Below are 26951 nucleotides of genomic sequence, written 5' to 3'. Positions count from 1 at the left end.
GACGGTTGCATGGCCATGGAGGCCGAACGCACTGTTTCGCCCGCTGAACCATGAAAGTGCCAGCAGGGCAACTTCGAACCCGGGAGTCCGGAGTTGTGGAACGCCAGGTGCGGCAAATGCCGTGCGGGCGCGAGTGCGAGAAGAGCTGTCGGAGAAAATGACCTGTCGAGCACGGGAGCTGCCCCCCCCCCGACACGGCGATCAACTATCGAATCGACGACCTCGAGACTATCGAGCTTCCCCGAGCGAGGATGAGCGAGGATGGTAGCCACTGGAGTCGGAGCACCGACTCGGCCAGGATGAAGGCGCACTTTCGCGTGCGATCTGCGCAACGGCTTCGAGGAAGTCAGTTCCAGCCTTCGCCGCGTGTTATGACGCTGCCGCGACGTGCAGCCATCGCGTCCCTCTGTGAAGAAACGCTGAATCGCCCGATGATTGCGCTGATCGCATCATCTTTCAGGCTCGCGCGCGCGTGTATCCGGCTCATTGCGCGACGCAGCTCGTCCGCACGGGCGGACGAGCAGGTCGACTTGCGCCATGCCAGGGGCGCAAGCTATGGCCGTTCGTGGTCCGCGAGCGATGCTCGGCCGCTTTCCACACTGAACCGAGCGCCGGCGCCCAGCGGCTCAGAAGCGCAAGCCATTGAGCCGCTGCGCCAAGCCGGAATCAACGCTTGCGCGGGGGCGGCACGTCCGTGCACGTGCCTTCGTAGATCTCCGCCGCCATGCCGATCGACTCGCCCAGCGTCGGGTGCGGATGGATGGTCTTGCCGATATCCACCGCGTCGGCGCCCATCTCGATCGCCAGGCACACTTCGCTGATCAGGTCGCCGGCATGCGTGCCGACGATGCCGCCGCCGATCACGCGATGCGTTTCCTCGTCGAAGATCAGCTTGGTGAAGCCCTCGTCGCGGCCGTTGGCGATGGCGCGGCCCGAAGCCGCCCAGGGGAACACGCCCTTGCTGTACTTGATGCCCCTGGCCTTGCACTCGTCCTCGGTCAGGCCGGCCCACGCCACTTCCGGATCGGTGAAGGCCACCGACGGAATCTGCTTGGCGTCGAAGAACGCCTTCTCGCCATGCGCGGCTTCCGCGGCCACGTGGGCTTCGTGCACGGCCTTGTGCGCCAGCATCGGCTGTCCGACGATATCGCCGATCGCGTAGATATGCGGCACGTTGGTGCGCATCTGCTTGTCGACGTCGATAAAGCCACGCTCGGTCACGGCAACGCCGGCCTTCTCGGCGCTGATGCGCTTGCCGTTGGGCGAACGGCCCACCGACACCAGCACCAGATCATAGCGCTGCGCCTCGGCCGGCGCCTGCTCGCCCTCGAACCTGACGTAGATGCCATCCGGCCTGGCTTCCACCGCGACCGTTTTGGTGTTCAGCATCACCTTGCCGAAGCGGTCCTTGTTCTTCTTTTCCCAGACCTTGACCAGGTCGCGGTCGGCACCGTTCATCAGGCCCGGCAGCATTTCGACGACATCGATGTCGGCGCCCAGCGTGCTGTACACCGTGGCCATTTCCAGGCCGATGATGCCGCCGCCGATCACCAGCATCTTGTTGGGCACTTCCGGCAACTCCAGCGCGCCGGTCGAGTCGACGATGCGCGGGTCTTCCGGAATGAAGGGCAGCTTCACCGCCTGGCTGCCGGCGGCAATGATGGCCTTGTCGAAGCGGATCACGGTCTTCTTGCCGGTGGTCTGCTTGCCTTCGCCTTCGGTCAGTTCCACTTCAAGGTGATGCGGGTCGAGGAAATTGCCGACCCCGCGCACCACCTGCACCTTGCGCGCCTTGGCCATGCCGGCCAGGCCGCCGGTCAGCTTGCCGACCACCTGGTTCTTGTAGTGGCGCAGGCCGTCCAGGTCGATCTTGGCTTCGCCGAACAGGATGCCGTGGGCGGCCAGCGCCTTGGCTTCGTCGATCACCGCGGCGTTGTGCAGCAGCGCCTTGGACGGGATGCAGCCCACGTTCAGGCAGACCCCGCCGAGGGTGCCGTAGCGCTCCACCAGCACGGTATTCATGCCCAGGTCGGCGGCGCGGAAGGCGGCCGAGTAGCCGCCGGGACCGGCCCCCAGCACCAGCATCTCGCACTGGATATCGGCACCGCCCGCGTGGCTGGCGGCGGCGGGAGCCGGCGCCGCCGCGGGGGCCGGCGCCGGGGCTTGCGCGGGCGCCGGGGCCGGTGCGGGGGCAGGCGCAGCGGCCGCGCCTGCCTGGGCCTCGATGGTGCAGATCACCGCGCCCTGGCCCACCTTGTCGCCGACCTTGACCTTGACGTCGACCACCTTGCCGGCAGCCGACGACGGCACGTCCATGCTGGCCTTGTCGGATTCCAGCACGATCAGGGACTGTTCCACCTCGACCGTGTCGCCGGCCTTGACCAGCACCTCGATCACTTCCACCGCGTCGAAATCGCCGATATCCGGCACCTTGACTTCGATCACACTCATGTTTGCTCCTCTATGCGCGCCCGCCTCTCGGCCTCAGGGCGCGCCATCGTTGTTGGTTGCTGCGTTGCCGGTCGCCGGATTGCCGCCCGCGCCATCGTCCTCGTCCGGTGCCGCCGCGGCGTCCTGCTCGTGCAGCCGCACGGTATGCACCTCGATCGGCCCCGCCGAACTCTTGTCGAATTCCACGCCGGCATCGACGCCGATGCGCGCGATTTCGCCCGCGCCAAGGTCCGGCCGGTCATAGACCGCGTGCATCGCGCCCAGCGCGTAGTTGCGGCCAGAGCCGATGCCCCAGAAGCGATCGAACGAAAACACCTCGCGATACGAGTAGACGCCGAAGATGCCCGCCGGATTGGCGATCAGGCATACGATCTGCGACGACTCGTAGGGGTCGTCATCGTCTTCCTTGGTGTTGACGAAGTAGTCCGACTTCAGCTTCTCGTGCACCTTCAGGAAGGTGCGGAAGACGTCGTCGCGCGAGCCCAGCCGGCACTCGTCGCCGAGCCCCGCCAGCAGCGTGCGCATCACCGGGAAGTGCGCGGTGGTCCCGGCCAGCGCGATAAAGCCGTCGCCCACCGGAAACACTTTCTGGTTGCGCTCGTACGCGCGCGACAGGCGCGTATCGCCGAAGGTCACGAGCGCGTCCGCCGCGATCGCCACCTCGGCGCCCTTCCTGACGACAACACAGGTAGTCATGGCTTGCTCCCGGTTGCGCGTGGCGCGCCGCGCGGCCCGGGCAATCGCCCTGCCCGCGCGGCGCCACCCCGCTTAGAGCAGGATGCGGCGGAAGTCCGCCAGCAGTTGCGCGAAGTAGGTGTTGAAGCGCGCGGCCTCGGCACCGTCGATGACGCGATGGTCCCACGACAGCGACAGCGGCAGCGTCAGGCGCGGCGCGAACTGCTTGCCGTCCCACACCGGCTTCAGGTACGACTTGCACACGCCCATGATCGCCACTTCGGGCGCATTGATGATCGGCGTGAAGTACGTGCCGCCGATGCCGCCCAGCGACGAGATCGAGAAGCAGCCGCCCTGCATCTGGTCGGGCTTGAGCTTGCCCTCGCGCGCCAGCTTGGCCAGCTCGCTCATTTCCTGGCTGATCTCGAGCACGCCCTTCTTGTCGGCGTCCTTGATCACCGGCACGACCAGGCCGTTCGGGGTATCCGCGGCGAAGCCGATGTTGAAGTACTTCTTCAGCACCAGGTTGTCGCCGTCGAGCGAGGCATTGAAGTTCGGGAACTTCTTCAGCGCCGCGACCGTGGCCTTGATCATGAACGCCAGCATGGTCACCTTGATGCCGGCCTTCTCGTTTTCCTTGTTCAGCTGGACGCGGAAGGCCTCGAGCTCGGTGATGTCCGCTTCGTCATGGTTGGTGACGTGCGGGATCATGACCCAGTTGCGGTGCAGGTTGGCACCCGAGATCTTCTTGATGCGCGACAGCGCCTTGCTTTCGACTTCGCCGAAGCGGGTGAAATCGACCTTCGGCCACGGCAGCAGGCCCAGCTCGCCACCACCGGCGCCGGCGGCGGCAGCCTGTGCCGGCGCGGCGGCCTGGCCGGTCATCACGCCCTTGACGTAGTTCTGCACGTCTTCCTGGGTGATGCGGCCCTTGGGGCCGGTGCCGGGCACGCGCGAGACATCGACGCCCAGCTCGCGCGCGAACTTGCGCACCGAGGGACTGGCGTGGGCGGCCTTGCCGGTTGCGCCGGCGGCGGCCGGCGCAGCCGCCGCAGCAGCGGCGGCCGGCACGGGCGCAGGCGCGGCCGCCGGAGCCGGCGCCGGGGCGGGCGCGCTGGCAGCCGGTGCCGGCGCCGCGGCCGCAGCGGCCGGTGCGGCCGCGGCTGCCGCGGCGCCTTCCAGGATCAGCAGCAGCGTGCCTTCCGACACGTTGTCGCCGACCTTGACCTTGACTTCCTTGACCACGCCGCCCTGCGGCGAGGGCACGTCCATGGTGGCCTTGTCCGATTCCAGCGTCACCACCGCGTCTTCCGCGCTGATGGTGTCGCCCGGCTTGACGTGGACTTCGATCACGGGCACGGCGTCATAGTCGCCGATATCCGGCACCTTGACTTCGATGGTGCCACCAGCGCCGGCCGGCGCCGCGGCGGGAGCCGGCGCGGGCGCAGGGGCCGGCGCGGCCGCGGCAGGTGCCGCAGCGGGAGCGGGAGCCGGAGCAGCAGCCGGTGCGGGCGCGGGTGCGGCAGCGGCCTGGCCGGCCGGTTCCAGCATCACCAGTACCGAGCCTTCGGCGACGTTGTCGCCCACCTTGATCTTGACGTCCTTGACCACGCCGGCCTGCGGCGAGGGCACGTCCATGGTGGCCTTGTCCGACTCCAGCGTCACCAGCGCGTCTTCCGCGTTGATGCTGTCGCCGGGTTTTACATGCACTTCAATGACGGGAACGGCGTCATAGTCGCCGATATCCGGCACCTTGATTTCAATCGCTTGACTCATTCAGTGTCTCCTGGGCAGGCCGGCACGCGCGACGTCCGCAAGCGGCGAGATTACCTTCGCCGCCCGCTTCTGTCACGCCGCCGTGCCGCAAGGCGCCATCGGGACTATGCCCGGGCGCCCGTGCCACGGCGCTGCCGTACTGCGGGGGTGGGTGCAGGCTGCCGGATCAGACCGACATCGGGTTGGGCTTGTTCGGGTCGAGGTTGTACTTCTTGATGGCCTCGGCGACCTTGTCGCGCCCGATCGCGCCCTCGTCGGCCAGCGCCTTGAGCGCGGCCAGCGTGACCCAGTAGCGGTCCACTTCGAAGAAGTGGCGCAGCTTCTCGCGCGTGTCCGAGCGGCCGAAGCCGTCGGTGCCCAGCACCACGTAGCGGCGCGGCACATACGGACGGATCTGCTCGGCGAAGGTGCGCACGTAGTCGGTCGAGGCAATCACCGGACCGCGCGCCGACTTGAGCTTCTGCGTGACAAAGGCTTCGCGCTGGGTCTCGGCCGGGTGCAGCAGGTTGAAGCGCTCGGCGGCCTGGCCGTCGCGCGCCAGCTCGGTGAAGCTCGGGCAGCCCCACAGGTCGGACTCGACGCCCCAGTCCTTCTTCAGCAGGTCGGCGGCGGCGATCACCTCGCGGAAGATCGTGCCCGAGCCCAGCAGCTGCACGCGCGGCGCGTTGCTGTTCTCGACACCCTTGCGGAACTGGTACATGCCCTTGACGATGTCCCGCTCTACGCCAGCCGGCATTTCCGGATGCTCGTAGTTCTCGTTCATCACCGTCAGGTAGTAGTAGACGTCTTCCTGCTCGGCATACATGCGGCGCAGGCCGTCCTGCATGATCACCGCCAGTTCGTACTGGAAGGTCGGGTCGTACGAGATGCAGTTGGGGATGACCGCGTGGAACACGTGCGAATGGCCGTCTTCATGCTGCAGGCCTTCGCCGTTCAGCGTGGTGCGGCCGGCAGTGCCGCCCAGCAGGAAGCCGCGCGAGCGCATGTCGGCGGCGGCCCAGCACAGGTCGCCGATGCGCTGGATGCCGAACATCGAGTAATAGATGTAGAACGGGATCATCTGCACGCCGTGGGTCGAGTACGACGTGGCGGCGGCGATCCAGTCGCACATGGCGCCGGCTTCGTTGATGCCTTCCTGCAGCACCTGGCCAGTCTGCGATTCCTTGTAGAACATCAGCTGGTCATGGTCTTCCGGCACGTACTTCTGGCCTTCCTGGTTCCAGATGCCGACCTGGCGGAACAGGCCTTCCATGCCGAAGGTGCGCGACTCGTCCGGGACGATCGGCACCACGTGCTTGCCGATCTGCTTGTCCTTCAGCAGCGTGTTCAGGATCCGCACGAAGGCCATGGTGGTGGACACTTCGCGGCCCTCGCCGGTGGCCTTGAGCAGCGCCTCGAACGCCTTCAGCTCGGGCACCGCCAGCGCTTCGGCCTTCTGGCGGCGGGCCGGCAGGTAGCCGCCCAGGTTCATGCGCGCCTGGCGCATGTATTCCAGTTCCTTCGAGCCTTCCTCGAAGGTGATGTACGGCACTTCTTCCAGCTTGTCGTCGGCGACCGGGATATTGAACTGGTCGCGGAACTTGCGGATCGCGTCGACCGGCATCTTCTTCTGCTGGTGCGCGACGTTCATGGCCTGGCCGGCGTCGCCCATGCCATAGCCCTTGATGGTCTTGGCCAGGATCAGCGTGGGCTGGCCCTTGTGCTCGCTCGCGGCCTTGTAGGCGGCGTAGATCTTGTGCGGGTCGTGGCCGCCGCGGTTCAGGCGCCAGATGTCCTCGTCGGACCAGTCGGCGACCATCGCCTTCAGCTCGGGCGTGTTGAAGAAGTGCTCGCGCACGTAGGCGCCGTCCTTGGCCTTCATGGTCTGGTACTCGCCGTCCACGCAATCCATCATGCGTTTCATCAGCAGGCCCTTGGTGTCGCGCGCCAGCAGCGCATCCCACTTGCTGCCCCACACCACCTTGATCACGTTCCAGCCGGCGCCGCGGAACTCGGACTCCAGTTCCTGGATGATCTTGCCGTTGCCGCGCACCGGGCCGTCCAGGCGCTGCAGGTTGCAGTTGATGACGAAGACCAGGTTGTCGAGCTTCTCGCGGCCGGCCATGCCGATCGCGCCCAGCGATTCCGGCTCATCGGTCTCGCCGTCGCCCAGGAAGGCCCACACCTTGCGGTCACCGGCCTTGGCCAGGCCGCGGCTGTCCAGGTACTTCATGAAGCGGGCCTGGTAGATGGCCATGATCGGGCCCAGGCCCATCGACACCGTCGGGAACTGCCAGAAATCCGGCATCAGCCACGGGTGCGGGTACGACGAGATGCCCTTGCCATCGACTTCCTGGCGGAAGTTGTCGAGCTGGTCCTGGCTCAGGCGGCCAAGCAGGAAGGCGCGCGAGTACACGCCCGGAGCCGAGTGGCCCTGCACGAAGACCAGGTCGCCGCCGCTCTGTTCCGAGGGGGCGCGCCAGAAGTGGTTGTAGCCGACGTCGTACAGCGTGGCCGCCGAGGCAAACGACGAGATATGTCCGCCGACATTGGTGTGCTTGTTGGCGCGCAGCACCATCGCCATGGCGTTCCAGCGGGTGTACGAGCGGATCCGGTGCTCGATGTCCTGGTCGCCGGGGATGCGCGCCTGCTGCTCGACCGGGATGGTGTTGATGTACTGGGTCTCGGCGTGGAACGGCTGGGTCACGCCATTGACGCGGGCGTATTCGATCTGCTTGTCGATCAGGAAGGCGGCGCGCGCCGGACCTTCCGCGGCCAGCACGCCCTGCAGGGCGTCGAGCCATTCATGGGTTTCCTGGGGATCGGCGTCGTTGGCGCTCGAGGCGCCGAGGATCTGCTCTGGTACGGCGGACATGACTGTCTCCTGGGTGAATTCTTGGCTTCCGCATCCGCGCTGGCAGCGCCGGACACGACTCAACGTATGACTCGCACCGACTTGCGGAGATCGGCGCCATTGCCGCCTTGCATCGGGGCCGCCGCCGGGAAACCTGTTCCGGTTTCTCCGCGCGGCAGGCGCATGGCTACCGCCCGCATTCTTGGGTCGGACCGATTCTATGGAAGCCCAATGTCGAGCACAAGGGAAATTTTCAAATTGCGATATCGTTTTTTATAATGTGGAATTATGCGGCAGCGCACCAAGAAGCACAGCCGAACCCGCCAGCCCCGTGCCTGCACCCTGCCGCCGCGGAGGCACGGCGTCGGGATTTCATTGGCGCTTTCCCCAAGCGACGCACCGCAATAATCTCGGTACACTGGCCGGTCAGCCGTCAATCCCTCCCATGCCGTTTTCCAACCACCTCGATCGTCTTTTCCGCAGCCTGCGTGCCGCCATGCTTCCCTCCGATGCGTCGGGTACAGCCAAGGCCACGGGCGGCGAGTCCGCGCATGTCCCCCATGCGCCTTCGCCGGCGGCCGGCCTGGGGCCGATCGAGGCGCTGGGTCCTGACGACGGCGTCCTGGTGGCGCCGCCGCGCGGCCTGTGGTGGCTGCGCTGGCGCAACCTGGTCGCCACCAGCTGGTTCATGTTCATCCCGCTGGTAGCCATTGTGCTCTTCACCGTGGCCATGGGCGTGATCCTGTGGTCGCTGCACGAGACCGAGCGCCAGCAGCAGCGCGATGCGCTGTACCGCGACGCGGCCTGGGCGCAGCAGCGCGTGCGCCTGTCGCTGCTGAGCAACCAGGACCAGCTGGCCTCGCTCGCGCGCGACATCGCCGCCGCGCAGCTGGAGCAAGGCGCCTACCGCACCGCGGCGCAGGAAATCCTGCGCGAGAACCCCGAGATCGTCTTCATCAACTGGCTCGACGCCACCAAGCGCGGGCGCTGGTCGCTGCCGTCGACCTCCGAGTTCGCCAGCCGCCTGCGCGAGAACCAGGACCAGCCGCTCGAACCCGAAGTGCTCGACACCTTTGACGCCGCGCGCGAGACCCAGCGCGTGGTCTACTCGCGCCCGCTGGTCAACGAGCGCGGCGACAGCTTCATGCTGATGGAAGTGCCGATCGTGCGCGACAACGAGTTCCTCGGCACGCTCGGTGCGCTGTATTCGATCAACGGCATCCTGACCCACCTGCTGCCGCCCGAGCTGACCGAGCGCTACCGCTTCTCGCTGATCGACAAGAACAACCAGACCCGCGCCAGCACCTCGCTGCGCCCGGTGCCGGGCAACGCGCTGTCGTACGAGGTGCTGCTCGACCCGCCGGGCCATTCGCTGTCGCTGCGCGCCGATGCCTATCCGCCGGCATCGAACCTGCCCAACAACATGCTGCTGTGGCTGGTGGTGGGACTGTCGTGCTTCCTGCTGTGGAGCCTGTGGAGCATGTGGCGGCACACCAGCCGCCGCTCCGAGGCGCAGCGCGCGCTGCTGGCCGAGACCTCGTTCCGGCGCGCGATGGAAAACTCGATGCTGATCGGCCTGCGCGCGCTCGACCTGAACGGCCGCATCACCTACGTCAACCCGGCCTTCTGCCGCATGACCGGCTGGCAGGAAAACGACCTCGTCGGGCGCCTGCCGCCCTTCCCCTACTGGCCGCCCAACGACCAGCAGGAGATGCAGAAGCAGATCGACCTGACGCTGCAGGGCAAGTCGCCCGCCGGCGGCTACGAGATGCGCGTGATGCGCCGTGACGGCAGCAGCTTCTATGCACGCATGTACGTGTCGCCGCTGGTCGACAGCCGCGGCCGCCATACGGGCTGGATGAGCTCGATGACGGACATTACCGAGCCCAAGCGCGCGCGCGAGGAACTGGCCGCCGCGCACGACCGCTTCACCACGGTGCTGGAGAGCCTGGATGCCGCGGTGTCGGTGCTGGCCACCGACAAGGCCGAGCTGCTGTTCGCCAACCGCTACTATCGCCAGCTGTTCGGCTGGGAGGCCGAGGGCCACGTCAAGCTGGCCGGCGACGAGCTCGACAAGGACCAGGTCTCGAGCGACAACACCGACTATGTCGATGCCTACGCCGGCCTGCCGGCATCGGAACTGATGCCGTACGCGTCGGATGCGCGCGAAGTGTTCGTGCCCGACATGCAGAAATGGTTCGAAGTGCGCCGCCGCTATATCCAGTGGGTCGACGGCCACCTGGCGCAGATGCAGATCGCCACCGACATCACGGTGCGCAAGGCCGCCGAGGAAATGGCGCGCCAGCATGAAGAGCGCCTGCAGTTCACCAGCCGCCTGACCACCATGGGCGAGATGGCGTCGTCGCTGGCGCACGAACTGAACCAGCCGCTGGCGGCGATCAACAACTACTGCATGGGCGCGGTGGCCCGGCTGCATTCGGGGCGCAGCACGCCCGAGGACCTGATCCCGGTGCTGGAGAAGACCTCGGCGCAGGCGGTGCGGGCCGGCACCATCATCAGCCGCATCCGCGGCTTCGTGAAACGCAGCCAGCCGCAGCGGCGCGAGGCCGCGCTGCACGACATCGTCGCCGACGCGGTGGGCCTGGCCGACCTGGAGGCCACGCGCCGCCGCGTCACCATCCTGACCCGCCTGCCGGCGCCACCGCTGACGGTCTATGTCGATCCGGTGCTGATCGAGCAAGTGCTGGTAAACCTGCTCAAGAACGCGGTCGAGGCCATGGCCGGGCTGCCGGCGCTGCGCGCCGGCGGCGTGGTGCGGCTGCACGCGCGGGTCGAATCGGGCGAGATCGGCGACAACGTCCATATCGACGTGATCGACCAGGGCCCGGGCGTCGACGAAGCCACCAAGGAACGGCTGTTCGAGCCCTTCTTCAGCACCAAGTCCGACGGCATGGGCATGGGGCTGAACATCTGCCGCTCCATCATCGAGTCGCACCAGGGCCGGCTGTGGGTCGAGAACAATGTCGACGGCATTGGCTGTACATTCAAGATCATGCTGCCGCTGCAGTCGGCGCTGGCCGAAACCCTGGCCGAATAACCAGAGCCGGCGCGCGCGGGCCGCGCGCACCCTTGCGCATCATCGGATGCCTGGCGCCGGCCGCCCCGCTTCCCCTCCGACGTGGGGGCCTGTCTCGCCACAGAGGGCCGCTGCCGGTTACACTTCGCAGCAATGAATTGTTGTCCCGAGGAGACTACATGACCGCAACGCCAAACCCCACGCCCCACCGCGGCGAGACCGTGTTCATCGTCGACGACGATGAGGCCATGCGCGACTCGCTGACCTGGCTGCTGGAGGGCAATGGCTATCAGGTGCGCAGCTTCACCAGCGCCGAGCAGTTCCTCGCCGCCTATGATGCCAGCCAGGTGTCCTGCCTGATCCTGGACGTGCGCATGCCCGGCATGAGCGGGCCCGAACTGCAGGAGCGCATGATCGCCGAGCAGATCGACATCCCCATCGTCTTCATCACTGGCCACGGCGACGTGCCGATGGCGGTGTCGACCATGAAGCGCGGCGCGATCGACTTTATCGAGAAGCCCTTCGACGAGTCCGAGCTGCGCGCGCTGGTCGAGCGCATGCTGCAGAAGGCCCGCACCGACCACTCCACCGCGCGCGAGCAACGCGCCGCCAAGGACCTGCTGGGCAAGCTGACCACGCGCGAACAGCAGGTGCTCGAGCGCATCGTGGCCGGCCGCCTGAACAAGCAGATCGCCGACGACCTGGGCATTTCCATCAAGACCGTGGAGGCGCACCGCGCCAACATCATGGAAAAGCTCAACGTCAACACCGTCGCCGACCTGCTGCGCCTGGCGCTGTCGCGCAACAGCTGAGCGGCCCGCGCCTGCCTATCCGGTCCGGTGCGGCCCTGGGCCGCACCTGCGACTCGCCCCGCCCCGTCCGCAAGCCCGTCCCCACGCCCGGCTACACACCGCTCAACGCCCGAGGTAATCCTCGTCGCGGAATGTCACCACCCATTGTGGCCGATAGACCACAAAGACCGCGACCAGCATGCCGGTGAGAAAGGCCTCGCCAAAGGCCAGGATGACGGCCCCGAGCAGCGCATCCGCAAGGCTCAGGGACTGCCCCGGCACCGTCAGGTAGCGCCACCCCGCTTGCGCCGCGCCCGCCCCGAGCGCGGCCAGCCCCGCGGTGAAATAGCCGTGCCCCAGGATAAAGATGAACGGGTGGCGCGGCAGCAGGCGCCGCATCGCCGCCTGCAGGCCCGCCGAGAGCAGCGCCGGCAGCAGCGCCAGCCAGACATAGCGCACCCATAGCGCGGCCCAGTCGAACTGGCTCCAGCCGTGCCCGGCCAGGTACTCCAGCCCCAGCAGCGAGACCACGTCCGCGGCAAACAGCGACAGCAGCGCCAGCGGCAGCCCGAACAGCGTCACCATCAGCGTGGCGCCGAGCAGCTGGATCACCATGCCGCCGGCCAGCGTCGCGCGCACCGTCCACAGCAGCGCCACCAGCAGCATCGCGCCGAGCCAGGCGTTCTGCAGGGCATCGCGGCGCAACAGCCGCCAGGGCCGGCGCGTCAGCGCCCATAGCAGCGCGGATACGGACAGCAGCACCAGCAGCGGAGTGGACCAGGTCGAGGCGAGCGCGGTAGGCATGTGCCGATGCTACCAGTGGCCGGGGGCGCGAGGGCTGCCGGCGGTCAAGCTCCGTGCGACACGCCTCGCGCAACCCTTATAATTCCGCCTTTGGCCCTGCCGCGCGCCAGCGCGGGCCGGCGCCGCCACCTTCTCGCCATCATCCCGCCCTGCCTCCATGCCTGCCCAACTGATCGACGGCAACGCCCTTGCCAAGCAAATCCGCTCCGAAGCCGCCCAGCGCGCCGCCCGCCTGACCGAGCGCGGCCACCAGCCCGGCCTGGCCGTGGTGCTGGTGGGCGAAGACCCGGCCAGCCAGGTCTACGTGCGCAACAAGGTCAAGGCGTGCGAGGACAACGGCTTCCATTCGTCGCTGGACCGCTATCCGGCCGACCTGTCCGAGGCCGACCTGCTGGCCCGCATCGACGCCCTCAACCGCGATCCCCGCATCCACGGCATCCTGGTGCAGTTGCCGCTGCCCAGGCACATCGACAGCCACAAGGTGCTGGAAGCGATCGCACCGGAAAAGGACGTCGACGGCTTCCACGTCGCCAACGCCGGCGCGCTGATGACCGGCGCCCCGCTGTTCCGCCCGTGCACGCCTTACGGCTGCATGAAGATGCTGGAATCGATCCAGTACCCGCTGCGCGGCGCGCGTGCCGTGGTGGTCGGCGCCTCCAACATCGTCGGCAAGCCGATGGCGATGCTGCTGCTGCAGGCCGGCGCCACCGTCACCATCTGCAACAGCAAGACCCGCGATATCGGCGCCCACACCCGCGACGCCGACGTGGTGGTGGCCGCGGTCGGCAAGCGCAACCTGATCACCGCCGACATGGTCAAGCCCGGCGCGGTGGTGATCGATGTCGGCATGAACCGCGATGACCACGGCAAGCTGTGCGGCGATGTCGACTTCGCCGGCGTGCGCGAAGTTGCCGGCTACATCACGCCGGTGCCGGGCGGCGTGGGGCCGATGACCATCACCATGCTGCTGATCAATACGCTGGAGGCCGCCGAGCGCGCCGCGGGCTGAGCCCGCGCCTTGCCGGCGGCGCAGGATGCGCCACCCGGGGCACTGGAAAATCCGCCGCCCCGGCCCCATCTGCGGGAATATTGCCTGACCAAGACCAGCCAACCGAGCAGCCAACCGAGAACACGCCATGGACCACGCCGCCAACGCCACCAACCCGCTGCTGGACTTTTCCGACCTGCCCCGCTTTGCCGAGATCCGGCCCGAGCACATCAGCCCCGCGCTCGACGTGCTGCTGGAGCGCGCGCAACAGGCGGTCGCCCGCGCCGAGGATCCCGCCACGCCCGCCGACTGGGCCAACGCCGTGCAGGCGCTGGAAGCTGCCACCGAGCCGCTGGGCCGCGCCTGGGGCGTGGTCAGCCACCTCAGCGCCGTCGCCGACACGCCCGAGCTGCGCCAGGCGCATGCCGAGAACCTGCCGCGCATCACCGAGTTCTGGTCTTCGCTGGGCCAGAGCCTGGCGCTGTACGACAAGTACAAGGCGCTGGCGGCCAGCCCCGAGTTCGCCGGCATGAGCGCGGCGCGCCACCAGCTGATCGAGAACGAGCTGCGCGGCTTCCGCCTGGGCGGCGCCGAACTGCCCGAGGACAAGAAGCCGCGCTTTGCCGAGATCCAGGAGCAGCAGGCCCAGCTGTCCAAGGCCTTCTCCGACCACGTGCTGGACGCGACCAACGCCTACGCGCTGATCGTCGAGGACGAGGCGCGCCTGGCCGGCCTGCCCGACGATGCCCGTGAAGCCGCCCGCCATGCCGCGCAGAAGGATGGCAAGGCCGGCTGGAAGTTCACGCTGCACTTCCCCTCCTATTTCCCGGTGCTGCAATACGCCGACGACCGCGGGCTGCGCCAGACCCTGTACGAGGCCAACGTCACGCGCGCGTCCGAGCTCGGGCCGCAGCACGGCCAGGGCCAGGCCGACTGGGACAACACCGCCAATATGCGCGAGCAGCTGGCGCTGCGCCGCGAAGAGGCGCAGATGCTGGGCTACCAGTGCTATGGCGAAGTCTCGCTGGTGCCGAAGATGGCCGAGTCGCCCGCCGAGGTACTCAAGTTCCTCGACGAACTGGCGGTCAAGGCGCGTCCCTACGCCGAGCAGGACTGGACCGAGCTGAAGGCCTTTGCCGCGGCCGAGCTGGGCCTGCCGGAACTGGCGCCGTGGGACGTGGCCTATGCCTCGGAGAAGCTGCGCCAGCAGCGCTATGCGTTCTCCGAACACGAGGTCAAGCAGTATTTCCCGGAAGCCAAGGTGCTCGAGGGCCTGTTCGGCGTGGTGCAGAAGCTGTTTTCGGTGCGCATCGAGCCCGAGCAGGCGCAGACCTGGCACCCGGACGCGCGCTTCTTCCGCGTCAGCACCGCCGACGGCACGCTGCTGGCGCAGTTCTACATCGACCTGTACGCGCGCGAAGGCAAGCGCGGCGGCGCGTGGATGGACGACGCGCGCGGCCGCAAGGTGCTCGAGCACGGCGGCGTGCAGACCCCGGTGGCCTACCTCACCTGCAATTTCTCGGCACCGGTCGGCGACAAGCCCGCGCTGTTCACGCACGATGAGGTCATCACCCTGTTCCACGAGTTCGGCCACGGCCTGCACCACATGCTGACGCAGGTGGGCGAGCTGGGCGTGTCGGGCATCAACGGCGTGGAGTGGGACGCGGTGGAGCTGCCGTCGCAGTTCATGGAGAACTTCTGCTGGGAGTACGAAGTGCTGACCGGCATGACGCAGCACGTCGACACCGGCGCGCCGCTGCCGCGCGCGCTGTTCGACCGCATGCTGGCGGCAAAGAACTTCCAGAACGGCATGATGACGCTGCGCCAGATCGTGTTCTCGTCGTTCGACATGCACCTGCATACCGACTTCGACCCCGCGGGCGCCACCTCGGTGCTGGAGCTGTCGCGCCAGATCAACGACCGCGTCCACGTGGTGCCGCAGCATCCGCTGTCGCGCTGGCCGAATACCTTCAGCCATATCTTCGCCGGCGGCTATGCCGCGGGCTATTACAGCTACAAGTGGGCCGAAGTGCTGTCGGCCGATGTCTACGCGGCGTTCGAAGAGGCCGCGCAGCTGTCCGGCACGGTGCTCGACAGCGAAACCGGCGCGCGCTACCAGCGCGAGATCCTGTCGGTGGGCGGCAGCCGCCCCGCGATGGACTCGTTCGTGGCGTTCCGCGGCCGCGCGCCGCAGATCGACGCGCTGCTGCGCCACGGCGGGATGGCGGCATGAGCGCGCTGGGACTGCCGGGCCAGGGCCCGCTGCGCATCGCCAGCTGGAACGTCAATTCGCTCAAGGTACGCCTGCCGCAGGTGCTGCAATGGCTGGCCGAACAGGACCAGGCCGGCGCGCCGATCGACGCGCTGTGCCTGCAGGAACTGAAGCTGCCCGACGACAAGTACCCGCTGGCCGAACTGGAGAACGCCGGTTTCCACAGCGTCTACACCGGCCAGAAGACCTACAACGGCGTCGCCATCCTGGCGCGCGACGCGAGCATGCCGGGTCCCGTCGACGTGGTGCGCAACATCCCCGGCTTCGAGGACGCGCAGCAACGCGTGATCGCCGCCACCTATGGCGACCTGCGCCTGGTCTGCGCCTATTTCCCCAACGGGCAGGCGCCCGACTCGGACAAGTTCGCCTACAAGCTGCAATGGCTCGACGCGATGACCGCGTGGCTGCGCGACGAAATGGCGCGCCACCCGCGGCTGGCGCTGCTGGGCGACTTCAATATCGCGCCGGAGGACCGCGACGTGCACGACCCGGCCAAGTGGGAGGGCCAGAACCTGGTCTCGCCGCCGGAGCGCGCCGCCTTTGCCGCGCTGCTCGAACTGGGCCTGGCCGATGCGTTCCGCAAGTTCGAGCAGCCGGACAAGGCATTCTCGTGGTGGGATTACCGCATGCTGGCGTTCCGGCGCAATGCCGGGCTGCGCATCGACCATATCCTGCTGTCGCCGACGCTGGCCGGGCAGTGCACCGCCTGCGTGATCGACCGGGTGCCGCGCACGTGGGAACAGCCGTCCGACCACACGCCGGTGGTGGCGACCCTGCATTGCGGCTGAGCCGCGCCGCCCTGCGCGCGCGCCGGCCGCGCTGGCGCGTGGCGCGGGTTCAGGCAAGCCCGGGCAAGCCCCGCTCGCCGCGCGCTGCCGTGCCCGCTACACTGCGGGCATGAGCCCTTCCGGCCAGGCCATGTTTCGCCATCGCAATCTCCCTCACCTGCTGCTGCAAGCGCGCGAAGCGTTGCTGGCCGGCTTCCGGCCGATCCTGCGGCAGTTCGGCGTGACCGAGCAGCAATGGCGCGTGCTGCGCACGCTCAACGAGCGCGGGCCGATGGAGCCCAACCAGCTTGCCGAGGCCTGCCTGATCCTGAGCCCGAGCCTGACGCGCATGCTGGCCGGCATGGAAGACGCCGGGCTGGTGGCACGCACGCGCTCGGCCACCGACCAGCGCCGCCAGTTGGTCAGCCTGACCGCCGCCGCGCACGATGTCATCGCCGGGATGGAGCCGCTGATCGACGCCCGCTACCAGCAGCTCGCTCAGCAGCTCGGGGCCGAGCGTCTGGCCGAGGTCTACCGCGCGCTCGACGCCATGCTGGCCAGCCTGGGCCCGCAGCCGGCCGCACCTCAATCCACCGCGCCAGCCGCCGCTGCCTTGCCGCCGTCCGGACGCGGCGGCGCAGCCGGCTAGCCCGCCCCATTCCTTGCCAATGCCCGCGCCGACCACCGCATCGCTGCTGCCACGCCTGTTCCCATGGAGCCAGCGCGTCGGCCCGACCACGCTGCGCGCCGACCTGGTGGCGGGGCTGCTCGGCGCCGTGCTGGTATTGCCGCAGGGGGTGGCGTTCGCCACGCTGGCCGGCCTGCCGCCGCAGTACGGCATCTACAGCGCGGTGGTGCCGTGCATCGTGGCGGCGCTGTTCGGTTCCAGCTGGCACGTCATGTCGGGGCCGACCAACGCCAACTCGCTGGCGCTGTTCGCGATGCTGAGCCCGCTCGCGTTCGCGGGCAGCCCGGCTTATATCGGCCTGGCGCTGGCGGTGACCATCGTGGTGGGCGTGATGCAGCTGGCGGTGGGCACGCTGCGGCTGGGCTCGCTGGCCAACTTTATTTCGCCGTCGGTGCTGCTCGGCTTTACCTGCGGCGCGGCGACGCTGATCGGCCTGTATGCGCTGAAGGATCTGTTCGGCCTGTCGGTGCCGACCGGCACCAGCGCCTTCGGCGTGCTGCGCCACCTGTTCGAGCATGCCGAGGCCATCAACTGGGACGCGACCATGGTCGGCGCGGTCACGCTGGCGGTGACGCTCTTGTGCAAGCGGCTGTGGCGGCGCCTGCCGTTCTTGCTGCTGGGCCTGCTCGCCGGCTATGGCGTGGCGCTGCTGCTGAACCAGGCCGGCGGCCACCACGTCAACGTGGTCGGGCCGATTCCGTCGGCGCTGCCCCACTTCCAGGTGCCGGAGGTCGACTGGCGCAAGCTGCCCGACCTGCTCGGCATCGCCGCGGCGCTGACCATCGTCGCGCTGGGCCAGTCGATCTCGATCGCCAAGGCGGTGGCGCTGCGCTCGGGCCAGCATATCGACGCCAACCGCGAATTCATCGGCCAGGGCCTGTCGAATATCGCGGGGGGCTTCTTCTCCGGCTATATCTCCTGCGGCTCGCTCAACCGTTCGGTGCCCAATTTCGAGGCCGGCGCGCGCACGCCGCTGGCGAGCGTGTTCTCGGCGCTGTGGCTGGTGGCGCTGGTCGCGGTCAGCGCGCCGCTGCTGGCGCAGATCCCGATGGCGGCGATCGCGGCGATGCTGCTGCTGGTGGCGTGGGGCCTGCTCGACATCGCGCGGCTGCGCCGCATCTTCACGCTCAGCCGTACCGAGTTCGCGATCGCCATCGGCACCTTTGCCGCCACGCTGGTGATCCGGCTCGAAATGGCAGTGCTGCTCGGCACCGTGCTGTCGCTGGTGGCCTACCTGTACCGCACCTCGCGGCCCGCCGTGCGCAGCCTGGTGCCGGATGCCGACGACCCCGGCCGGCGCTTCACGCCGCTGGACGAGCTGCGCCGGCCGCAGCCGGAATGCCCACAGCTCAAGCTGCTGCGCATGGAGGGTGCGATCTACTTCGGCGCGGTGCAATACGTGACCGACCGCCTGCACTGGCTGCGCACCGTCAATGCCGGCCAGACCCACCTGCTGGCGATGACCAAGAGCATGAATTTCATCGACCTCGCCGGCGCGGAAATGTGGGAATACGAACTGAGCGAGCGCCGCGCGCTCGGCGGCGACCTGTACTTCCACCGTCCCCGCACGCAGGTACTGCAGACCTGGGCCCAGACCGGCTTTACCGACAAGCTCGGCGCCGACCATGTGTTTCCGACCAAGCGGCAGGCGCTGCACACCATCATCGGTCAGCTGTCGCCGGAAGTCTGCGCCCGCTGCACGGTGCGCATCTTCGAGGAATGCGCGTCGCGGCCCGGCGCCACGGCGGCGCCGGCGGCATCCGCGCGGCCGTAAACGGAGCGCCTGCACAGGCGCGCTTCGCCACGCTCACGGCGGCAAAAAAAGAAAAGCGGAAGAAACTGGGGACTGCCTGGGCCGGCGGCGCCGGCTGGCAAGCAAGGCCGGACGGCCTATGCTCTGTTACCTGATTGCAGATGGGCGCCCGCGGCTTGCCTGGGGCGGGCCGGGGCATCCATCCGCATCAGATTGGCGCCACGTGGGCGCGCTTGACGACGATAGGCTGCGGTGCGCCCTGCTCGATCAGCACCACGGCGGCGCGTTCGATGGTTTCGCGGCCGGCGCGGAATGCTTCTTCCAGTGACAACACCTGGTCGGCGCTGAAACCTTCCCACAGTGCTTCGCGTGTCACCACGCAAGTCACCTTCTCGCCATTGACAAGTGCCTGGAACAACAAGCCTTCGTTATTGATGTCGTAGCGCTCTTGCTCTTGGAATTTGATATCCATCGGTGCAGCCCTCCATATGCAAGTGGAGAAACATCCTAACATGGCTCCGGCAAAATCGTATGGGTAGAACCCTGTGCAATCGGATTCATTCGGAAGACCACGGCGACCGCCGTTCGGTTCCGTCGGCCGAGCCCTTCGCGCGCCTGCACGTTCGCGCAGCCTTGCCATGGCAATCGTGTCAGGCAATTGACAGCGCCGGAAATCATGCTAGAATCTCGTTCTTCGTTGGGGCGTTAGCTCAGTTGGTAGAGCAGCGGACTCTTAATCCGTAGGTCGAGTGTTCGAGTCACTCACGCCCCACCAGCGAATACAAGAAAGGCCGGAAGCAGCGATGCTTCCGGCCTTTTGCTTTGGCGTTTGCCTTGGGCGACCCCGGCCGCGCTGGTCCGTTGTGGCACAGTCCAGCGCCCGTGCCGCAACGGCACTTCGTCACGCGCCGAGGCTGGCTCGCTCGAACAGCGTGCGCGCCAGCGCGCGATGGCGCAGCAGTACCGCGGGCAGGTCGGCCGTCAGCAGCTCGCCGTCACGCACCACTTCCCTGCCATTGATCACGCTGCTCGCGACATTGGCCGGCGTGCAGAACACAAGGGCCGCCACCGGGTCGTGGCCAGCGCCGGCAAACCCGACCGACGACAGGTCGAAGGCGATGAAGTCCGCCGACATGCCCGGCGCCAGCGCGCCGATATCGTCGCGGTTGAGCACGCGCGCGCCGCCCAGCGTAGCGATTTCCAGTGCCTCGCGCGCGCTCATCGCGGCCGGACCGTAGCCGACCCTTTGCAGCAGCAGCGCCTGGCGCGCCTCGCCCAGCATATGCGCGCCGTCGTTCGACGCGCTGCCGTCCACGCCCAACCCCACCGGCACGCCGGCGTCGCGCATGGCACGCACCGGCGCGATGCCCGATGCCAGCCGCATGTTAGAGCACGGGCAATGCGCCACCCCGGTGCCGGTCCGCGCGAACAGCGCGATGCCCTCGTGGTCCAGCTTGACGCAGTGCGCGTGCCACACGTCGTGGCCGACCCAGCCGAGGTCCTCGGCATACTGCGCTGGCGTCAGGCCGAATTTCTCGCGCGAATAGGCGATGTCGTTGTCGTTCTCGGCCAGGTGCGTATGCAGCGACACGCCGTAGTGCCGCGCCATCACCGCCGATTCGCGCATCAGGTCGCGCGATACCGAGAATGGCGAGCACGGCGCCAGCACCACGCGCAGCATCGCGTGGCGCGCGCTGTCGTGGTACTGCTCCACCAGCCGCCGGCTGTCGCGCAGGATCGCAGCCTCTTCTTCGACCACCACGTCCGGCGGCAGCCCGCCCTTGCTGCGGCCCACGCTCATCGAGCCGCGCGCGGCATGGAAGCGCATGCCCATCTCCTGCGCCGCGGCGATCGAGTCATCCAGCCGCGAACCGTTGGGGAACAGGTAGAGGTGGTCGCTGGTGGTGGTGCAGCCAGACAGCATCAGCTCAGCCATCGCGGTCTTGGTCGACACCGCGATCATTTCCGGCGTCAGGTGCGACCACAGCATGTACAGGTTGGTCAGCCACGAGAACAGCTCGGCATCCTGCGCCGCCGGCACCGCGCGCGTCAGGCTCTGGTACATGTGGTGGTGCGTGTTGACCAGCCCGGGCGTGACCACGCGGCCGCGCATGTCGAGCACCTGCGCGCTGCCGTCGTCGACCATGCGCCGGTACTGCGGCGGCAACTCGGCGGTAGGGCCGACCCATTGCACGGCGGGGCCCTCGGCGACCAGCGCGCCGTCGCGGATCTCGCGGCGCTGCGCGTCCATGGTCACCAGGACGTCGGCATTGAGGGCAATCAGGGTCATGGCGGAATTCCTCTTTGGAAGCGGATGGGATTGGGGGCAGTGCGATCTGCCGCCAAGTCTACGGCGGCGTGTTGCCGCCTCCCAAGCATAGAATTCCGAGCAGCCTGTCCACAAAAAGTGGACAGCTGCCAGCAACCCGGCTCAGCGGGCCTGCGCGAACAGCGTCGCCAGCGCGTCGCCGATGCGCTCGGCCATCAGCCCCGCCGCGGCGCCGAGCTGGCCGCCGGCGCGCGCCACCAGCGTCAGCGTCTGACCCTGCAGGTGGCGATCACGCAAGGGCACGTACACCAGCGCCTGGCGCGCGCGCTCCTCCATCACGTCGAGCGGGTTGAGCAGCGCGATGCCGGTACCCAGCAGCACCAGCTGCCGGATCAGCACGGTCGAGGTCGACTCCGCCACCGGCGACACCTCGATCGCATTACGCGCAAAGGCCGCATCGAGGATGCCGCGGATCGACAGCGACGGCGCCGGCAGGATCAGCGGATAGCCGACACATTCGCTCAGCAGCACCGAGGGCCGTGCCGCCAGCGCATGGTCAGGCAGCACCACCGCGCCGATCTGCCAGTCGCTGCTGGCCAGCGCGCGGAAGGCCGGCAGTTCCGGCAGGTCATAGCCCAGCCCGAGGTCGGCGTCGCCCTGCTCCACCGCCGCCACGATATCGGCCACCGGCAGGTCATTGACGCGCACCACGATGCCCGGATAGCGCTGGCGGAAATCATGCACCAGCGAAGGCATCAGCGAGCCCGCCAGGCCCGCCGTCACCGCCACCGTGACCTCGCCCCGGCGCGCGCCCTTGAAGTCCTCGATACGCTCGCGCAGCGCCTCGTGCTCGCGCAGGGTCTGGCGCACGTGGGCCAGCACCATCTCGCCCAGCGGCGTCAGCCGCAGGCGCTTGTTGATGCGCTCGAACATCGGCGCGCCCAGTTCCGCCTCCAGGTCCAGGATCTGCCGGTTGACCGCGGTCGGCGCCACGTGCAGATGCTCGGCCGCCTTGCGGATGGAGCCGCGGCGGACGACCTCGTCGAGATAGCGCAGGACTCTGGCGTGCATGGATCTGGCAAAAAGGTGGATGCGGTGGCGAGCGCCGACGCGCATGACGGCGGCCTGGCATTGTAGCGGCCTGGCATCGTAAAAAATGCCGCAAAGGCTATTGCGCCGCATCCGATACCTTGCTACAATCTTTCTCTTCGTTGGGGCGTTAGCTCAGTTGGTAGAGCAGCGGACTCTTAATCCGTAGGTCGAGTGTTCGAGTCACTCACGCCCCACCAGCGAATTCAGAAAAGCCGGAAGCCTTGCTTCCGGCTTTTTGCTTTGGCGCTTGCCTCCCGGCCACGCACGCGCGATCGGCAGCGCAGCCCGAGGCTTGATACGCGGGTTCTCACCAATTCCCCTGCAGGCGCTTTCCCGGTTGAATCGCTCCCGCGCCATTGTGGAACATAGTTCCGTATCGCGGAACTATCGCATGGCGCCGGCCGTACCGCATCCCGGCACGGCCCGGTCATGCCAGCCCGGGACAGACTGACAGCGCGGGCGCGCGATCCTTAGCCGATCCGCGGACACGCCTGCAGCCTGGCTGGCGAATCAGTGAAAGAAGAATGGAGGCCCTCCTTGAAAGCAGTCCTTAACGCCGGCGCAGCCGCATGCATCGCGGCCCTTGGCCTGGCCCACGCCGGCCTGGCGCACGCCCAGTCCTACCCTGCCAAGCCGATCCGCCTGATCGTGCCGTTCGCCGCCGGCGGCACCACCGATATCGTGGCGCGGGCGGTGTCCGACGGCCTGGGCCGTGAACTGGGCCAGCCGGTGGTGGTGGAAAACCGCGGCGGCGGCGGCGGCGCCATCGGTGCCGACGCGCTGGCCAAGTCGGCGCCGGACGGCTACACGCTGGGCATCGCCACGGTCAGCACCATGGCGACCAACCCGGCCACCAACCCCAAGAATCCGTACGATCCGCTCAAGGACTTCGCGCCGATCACCAATCTGGTCAACGTGCCCAACGTGCTGACGGTGAATCCGAAGGTTCCGGCCAAGAGCCTGAAGGAATTCGTCGCGATGCTGAAGGCCAACCCGGGCAAGTACAGCTACGCCTCGGCCGGCAAGGGCAGCATCTCGCACCTGGACGGGGAACTGTTCAAGGACATCACCCAGACCGACATGGTCCACATCCCGTACCGCGGATCGGGCCCGGCGCTGAACGACACGCTGGCCGGCCAGGTCAACGCGCAGTTCGACAACCTGCCGTCGTCGATGCCGCACATCCAGGCCGGCAAGCTGCGCGCCCTGGCGGTGGCGGCGCCCAAGCGGGTCGAGGGCCTGCCCGACGTGCCCACCTTTGCCGAAGCCGGCATGAAGGACATGAACAACATGGCCTGGTACGGGCTGGTGGCCCCGGCCGGCACGCCGGCGGCGATCATCACCCGCGTGCACGACGCCGCGGTCAAGGCACTGCAGGATCCCAACGTCAAGCGCCGCCTGGCCGACAGCGGGGCCTACACCGATGGCAACACGCCGGCGCAATACGCCGCCCAGATCAAGCGCGAGCTGGACCTGCGCAAGAAGATCGCGCGCGACCAGAACATCACGCTGGAATAAGCCGGTCGGATGGCATCGGCCGTCCCGGTGCCCAGAAAACCGGCTGCCACGAACAGCCGGTTTTTTTATGCGCGCGGCCTCGGCATGCGCCGCGCGACACTCGGATTCGTCCTATTCCTGCGACGTTTGATCCCGCACAGTACGCGCACCGTGTCGGTAACCTTCAATACGTCTGGAAGAAACTTTCACTTTGCGGACACGCGCCGACTCGGTACATTTATCGGGTGCTCCGCCACACGCGCCGGCAGTCGACCGGCCAACGTCCGGCCCCAAAACCGGTTTCGCGCAGGCGCTGCGCGACCGTCATTCGCGAGGATTACAAGATGCTGAAGAAGTCCATTCCGACCCTGATCGTCGCAGCCCTGGCCGCGCTCGGCGCGACCCAGGCGCATGCACAGAAAAACTACACCGACGGCGGCGATCTCTACAGCGGCGGCCACACCAAGAAAGCCGGCCCGAACCAGAATCCGGCCAAATCCGGCAAGTTCGACCCCTACACCGACGGCGCCAGGCAGTCGACCAAGTCGGACCTGACCAGCTCGGACAAGAAGTTCGACCCGAATACGGATGGCGCCAAGTCCGGCAAGTTCGATCCTTACACCGACGGCGCCAAGACCGGCAAGGCCGACCCCTACACCGACGGCGTCAAGGCGCCCGCCAGCCAGGGCACCAAGGGGCAATAACGCCGTCCTGGCCCGGCCTGACAGCCCGCCTGCGCGGGCTGTTTTCGTTTCGGGATCGCCCGGGCTCAGGCGGCCAGCGCCGGTGCCGGCCGCGCCGGCTGCATGGTGCCGCGGTCACGGAAGGCGGCATGCCAGGACAGCGCCTCTTCCACCAGGTGCGGGGTCTGGCCGCCATGCGCGCAGGCGCGGCGGAAGTAGTCGCCCAGCAGGTCGCGGTATTGCGGGGCGGCGCAGTTGGCGATGACGGCGCGCGCGCGCTCGCGTGGGGCCAGGCCGCGCAGGTCGGCCAGGCCGTGCTCGGTGACGATGATGTCGACGTCGTGCTCGGTATGGTCGACGTGCGCCACCATCGGCACGATGCTGGAGATATCGCCGCCCTTGGCCACCGACTTGGTCACGAACACCGACAGGTGCGCATTGCGGGCAAAGTCGCCCGAACCGCCGATGCCGTTCATCATGTGCGTGCCGCCCACGTGGGTCGAGTTGACATTGCCGTAGATATCGCACTCGAGCGCCGTGTTGATGGTGATCAGCCCCAGCCGGCGCAGGATTTCCGGATGGTTGCTGATTTCCTGCGGCCGCAGCAGCAGACGCGAACGGTAGCGCTCCAGGTTGGACAGGAAGCGCCGGTACACCTCGCGCGTCAGCGTCACCGACGAGGCCGAGGCGAAGGCCAGGCGCCCCGCATCGAGCAGCTCGATGGTGCTGTCCTGCAGCACTTCGGAATACATCTGCAGGTCGCGGAACGGCGACTCGACCATCCCGTGCAGCACCGCGTTGGCGATGGTGCCGATGCCGGCCTGCAGCGGCTGCAGCGACGGCGACAGCCGCCCGGCGCGCACTTCGCGCAGCAGGAATTCATTGAGGTGGCCGGCGATGTGGCTGGTGTCGGCATCCGGCGGCAGCGCGTTGGACGGGCTATCATCCTTGGCGGTGATGACAATGGCCGCAATCTTCTCGGGATCGATCGGGATATACGGCAGGCCGATGCGCTGCGCGGGCGCGATCAGCGGGATCGGCTGGCGGTATGGACGCTGCACCGGGAAATAGATGTCGTGCAGCCCTTCCAGCTCCAGCGGCATGTTCAGGTTGATCTCGACGATCACCTTGCGCGCCAGCATGGCGAAGCTGGCCGAGTTGCCCACCGAGGTGCTGGGGATGATGCCGCCCTGCTCGGTGATCGCCACCGCTTCCACCACCGCGACGTCGACCGGCGCGATCTGGCCCGAGCGCAGTTGCTCGACGGTCTCGGACAGATGCTGGTCGATGAACATCACTTCGCCGGCATTGATCTTGCGGCGCAGCGTGGCATCGGACTGGAATGGCAGGCGGCGGGCGATCACGTCGGCCTCGGCCAGCACCCGGTCGATGTCGTTGCCGAGCGAGGCGCCGGTCATCAGGGTGATGCGCAGCGGCTCGGTGGCCGCGCGCCGCGCCAGCGCGAACGGCACTTCCTTGCAGTCGCCCGCGCGCGTGAATCCGCTCATGCCTACCGTCATGCCGTCGCGGATCAGCGCGGCGGCTTCGTCGGCCGCGACTACCTTGTCATGCAGCCTGGCCAGGCGAATGCGTTCCTTGTACATCTTGATCTCCGGTCTGACGGCCGGCACGTGCCTGCGCCGTTCGCCCCGTGCTGGCCTGGTGGCTGGTGCGGGGTCTCCGCCAGGCAGTTTAGCCAGCCCTGCTCATTCCAGTGATGATTTAAAGTCATCCACTCAAGTCGCTTTTTTCATAATATGGCAGCTGGCGGGCGCAGCCGCGGGCACAATCGGGCGGTACCGGCTCAGGACATTCCCGCAGTGTCACAAATCTGGCAAAAGTTTCTGGTAGTCTCGCCGTTCGGTCGACCCAGCCCGCTCCAGAGGCTGCGGCGGCCGTGCCGCCCGGGCCGGCCATGCTCCGGCCCCTTGCATCCCGCGCGGGTGCCTGTGCATTGCGGTGGCGGCAAACCACAACAGGAGACGCCATTCATGCAGCCAAGACCCCTCGAACCCAGCGAGCCGGTTGTCCTTGCCCTGATTGATGCAGTCACCGCCTGGCAAGGTGCGTTGGACCAGACCCTGCGCGCCTCGGGCCTAAACTATTCCCAGTGGCTGCTGCTGCGGGCCATCCGCCAGGGTGCCTTCAAGCGCGGCTTGCCGCTGGCCGGTCCGATGCCGCTCGACGCGGCACAATCGGAGACCATGCTCGACGAACTGCGCCGCGACGGCTGGATCGAATACACCGCGACGCTGGCACCCCGCCTCGCGGAAGGCGCCACCGCGCGGGTACAACGCACCGCGCAGGCCCTGAGCGCGCTGCACAGCGTCTCGGTGGCGGCCTTCAATTCGCAGGAACGTGCCGCGCTGGCCAGCCTGCTGGACCGGATGAAAGCGACACTGGACGGCCACACCTCGCGCCAGGCCAGGGTCGTCGCCGAAGCCCCTCGCCAGGAACGGCACACGCAGCCGCTGCCTTGCCCCGGCCTGCCGCCGGTGGCGCATCGCCCCGCCTCCAGCCCCGGCCTCGCCGCGCGCTTCTGATCTCCTGATCTCTGCCAGGCCGGTCCCGCGGA

Annotated in this window: 19 protein-coding genes and 2 tRNA genes; 12 read left to right on the top strand and 9 right to left on the bottom strand. The window is 67.9% G+C overall.

The features are described from left to right. Positions 1-666: 666 nt before the first annotated feature. The 4 genes from lpdA to aceE all read right to left on the bottom strand — a co-directional run bounded on the left by lpdA (position 667) and on the right by aceE (position 7756). On the bottom strand, positions 667-2451 hold the full coding sequence (lpdA, locus tag CBM2586_RS06265) for a dihydrolipoyl dehydrogenase (RefSeq protein WP_115662372.1): 1785 nt from the start codon (positions 2449-2451) through the stop codon (positions 667-669). Positions 2452-2484: 33 nt separating this feature from the next. Next, positions 2485-3147 carry an MFS transporter gene (locus tag CBM2586_RS06260; protein ID WP_115662373.1) on the bottom strand — a complete coding sequence of 221 codons (663 nt, stop codon included), beginning with the start codon at positions 3145-3147 and terminating at the stop codon, positions 2485-2487. Positions 3148-3219: 72 nt separating this feature from the next. Further along, a complete protein-coding gene (aceF, locus tag CBM2586_RS06255) occupies positions 3220-4902 on the bottom strand; it encodes a dihydrolipoyllysine-residue acetyltransferase (RefSeq protein WP_115687045.1) in 1683 nt (560 codons plus the stop codon). A 166-nt stretch (positions 4903-5068) separates the two neighbouring features. Next, complete coding sequence (aceE, locus tag CBM2586_RS06250; protein WP_115687044.1) at positions 5069-7756, bottom strand: pyruvate dehydrogenase (acetyl-transferring), homodimeric type; 2688 nt, start codon at positions 7754-7756, stop codon at positions 5069-5071. Positions 7757-8180: 424 nt separating this feature from the next. On the opposite strand from aceE, the gene CBM2586_RS06245 reads away from it, so the two are divergent. Continuing rightward, the gene (locus CBM2586_RS06245) at positions 8181-10793 is read left to right on the top strand and encodes a PAS domain S-box protein (RefSeq protein WP_115687043.1); all 2613 of its coding nucleotides are present in this window, start codon (positions 8181-8183) and stop codon (positions 10791-10793) included. A gap of 158 nt (positions 10794-10951) precedes the next feature. Beyond that, the gene (locus CBM2586_RS06240; protein ID WP_115662376.1) at positions 10952-11584 is read left to right on the top strand and encodes a response regulator transcription factor; all 633 of its coding nucleotides are present in this window, start codon (positions 10952-10954) and stop codon (positions 11582-11584) included. Between the two features lie 102 nt (positions 11585-11686). Here CBM2586_RS06240 and CBM2586_RS06235 read toward each other — a convergent pair whose 3' ends face one another. After that, on the bottom strand, positions 11687-12367 hold the full coding sequence (locus CBM2586_RS06235; protein ID WP_115662377.1) for a hypothetical protein: 681 nt from the start codon (positions 12365-12367) through the stop codon (positions 11687-11689). Positions 12368-12524: 157 nt separating this feature from the next. Between CBM2586_RS06235 and folD the strand changes: the two genes are divergently transcribed. The 5 genes from folD (at position 12525) to CBM2586_RS06210 (ending at position 18856) form a co-directional block, all read left to right on the top strand. Continuing rightward, on the top strand, positions 12525-13376 hold the full coding sequence (gene folD / locus CBM2586_RS06230; RefSeq protein ID WP_092313523.1) for a bifunctional methylenetetrahydrofolate dehydrogenase/methenyltetrahydrofolate cyclohydrolase FolD: 852 nt from the start codon (positions 12525-12527) through the stop codon (positions 13374-13376). A 127-nt stretch (positions 13377-13503) separates the two neighbouring features. Next, positions 13504-15588 carry a M3 family metallopeptidase gene (locus tag CBM2586_RS06225; protein ID WP_115687042.1) on the top strand — a complete coding sequence of 695 codons (2085 nt, stop codon included), beginning with the start codon at positions 13504-13506 and terminating at the stop codon, positions 15586-15588. Beyond that, positions 15585-16415: an exodeoxyribonuclease III gene (gene xth / locus CBM2586_RS06220; RefSeq protein ID WP_172583261.1), complete on the top strand. Its 831-nt coding sequence runs from the start codon at positions 15585-15587 to the stop codon at positions 16413-16415. Before CBM2586_RS06225 ends, xth begins: the two co-directional genes overlap by 4 nt. A gap of 109 nt (positions 16416-16524) precedes the next feature. Continuing rightward, complete coding sequence (hpaR, locus tag CBM2586_RS06215) at positions 16525-17043, top strand: homoprotocatechuate degradation operon regulator HpaR (RefSeq protein ID WP_172583262.1); 519 nt, start codon at positions 16525-16527, stop codon at positions 17041-17043. 19 nt (positions 17044-17062) lie between these two features. Next, positions 17063-18856, top strand: coding sequence for a SulP family inorganic anion transporter (locus tag CBM2586_RS06210; protein WP_115687041.1), 1794 nt, complete (start codon positions 17063-17065; stop codon positions 18854-18856). A gap of 187 nt (positions 18857-19043) precedes the next feature. On the opposite strand, the gene CBM2586_RS06205 is transcribed toward CBM2586_RS06210, so the two are convergent. After that, entirely contained in the window at positions 19044-19307 is a 264-nt protein-coding gene (locus CBM2586_RS06205) for a DUF1488 domain-containing protein (RefSeq protein WP_018006788.1), read from the bottom strand. A gap of 227 nt (positions 19308-19534) precedes the next feature. Between CBM2586_RS06205 and CBM2586_RS06200 the strand changes: the two genes are divergently transcribed. Then, positions 19535-19610 (top strand) — tRNA-Lys (locus CBM2586_RS06200). Positions 19611-19736: 126 nt separating this feature from the next. On the opposite strand, the gene CBM2586_RS06195 is transcribed toward CBM2586_RS06200, so the two are convergent. After that, complete coding sequence (locus tag CBM2586_RS06195) at positions 19737-21125, bottom strand: 8-oxoguanine deaminase (protein WP_115687040.1); 1389 nt, start codon at positions 21123-21125, stop codon at positions 19737-19739. Positions 21126-21266: 141 nt separating this feature from the next. Beyond that, the gene (locus CBM2586_RS06190; protein ID WP_115663772.1) at positions 21267-22175 is read right to left on the bottom strand and encodes a LysR substrate-binding domain-containing protein; all 909 of its coding nucleotides are present in this window, start codon (positions 22173-22175) and stop codon (positions 21267-21269) included. Between the two features lie 142 nt (positions 22176-22317). Here CBM2586_RS06190 and CBM2586_RS06185 point away from each other — a divergent pair. The 3 genes from CBM2586_RS06185 (at position 22318) to CBM2586_RS06175 (ending at position 24397) form a co-directional block, all read left to right on the top strand. After that, a tRNA-Lys gene (locus tag CBM2586_RS06185) sits at positions 22318-22393 on the top strand. A gap of 340 nt (positions 22394-22733) precedes the next feature. Continuing rightward, on the top strand, positions 22734-23714 hold the full coding sequence (locus tag CBM2586_RS06180) for a tripartite tricarboxylate transporter substrate binding protein BugE (RefSeq protein WP_115662383.1): 981 nt from the start codon (positions 22734-22736) through the stop codon (positions 23712-23714). Between the two features lie 323 nt (positions 23715-24037). Beyond that, positions 24038-24397 carry a hypothetical protein gene (locus tag CBM2586_RS06175; protein ID WP_115662384.1) on the top strand — a complete coding sequence of 120 codons (360 nt, stop codon included), beginning with the start codon at positions 24038-24040 and terminating at the stop codon, positions 24395-24397. Positions 24398-24462: 65 nt separating this feature from the next. Here CBM2586_RS06175 and CBM2586_RS06170 read toward each other — a convergent pair whose 3' ends face one another. Continuing rightward, positions 24463-25980 carry an acetyl-CoA hydrolase/transferase family protein gene (locus CBM2586_RS06170; protein WP_115687039.1) on the bottom strand — a complete coding sequence of 506 codons (1518 nt, stop codon included), beginning with the start codon at positions 25978-25980 and terminating at the stop codon, positions 24463-24465. A 387-nt stretch (positions 25981-26367) separates the two neighbouring features. Here CBM2586_RS06170 and CBM2586_RS06165 point away from each other — a divergent pair, with 387 nt between their 5' ends. Next, positions 26368-26919, top strand: a complete 552-nt coding sequence (locus tag CBM2586_RS06165) for a MarR family transcriptional regulator (RefSeq protein ID WP_115687038.1) — start codon at positions 26368-26370, stop codon at positions 26917-26919. Positions 26920-26951: the final 32 nt, after the last annotated feature.

The organism is Cupriavidus taiwanensis (assembly GCF_900250115.1).
GTDB lineage: Bacteria > Pseudomonadota > Gammaproteobacteria > Burkholderiales > Burkholderiaceae > Cupriavidus > Cupriavidus taiwanensis_B.
This window is presented reverse-complemented; position numbering and strand designations above follow the sequence as displayed.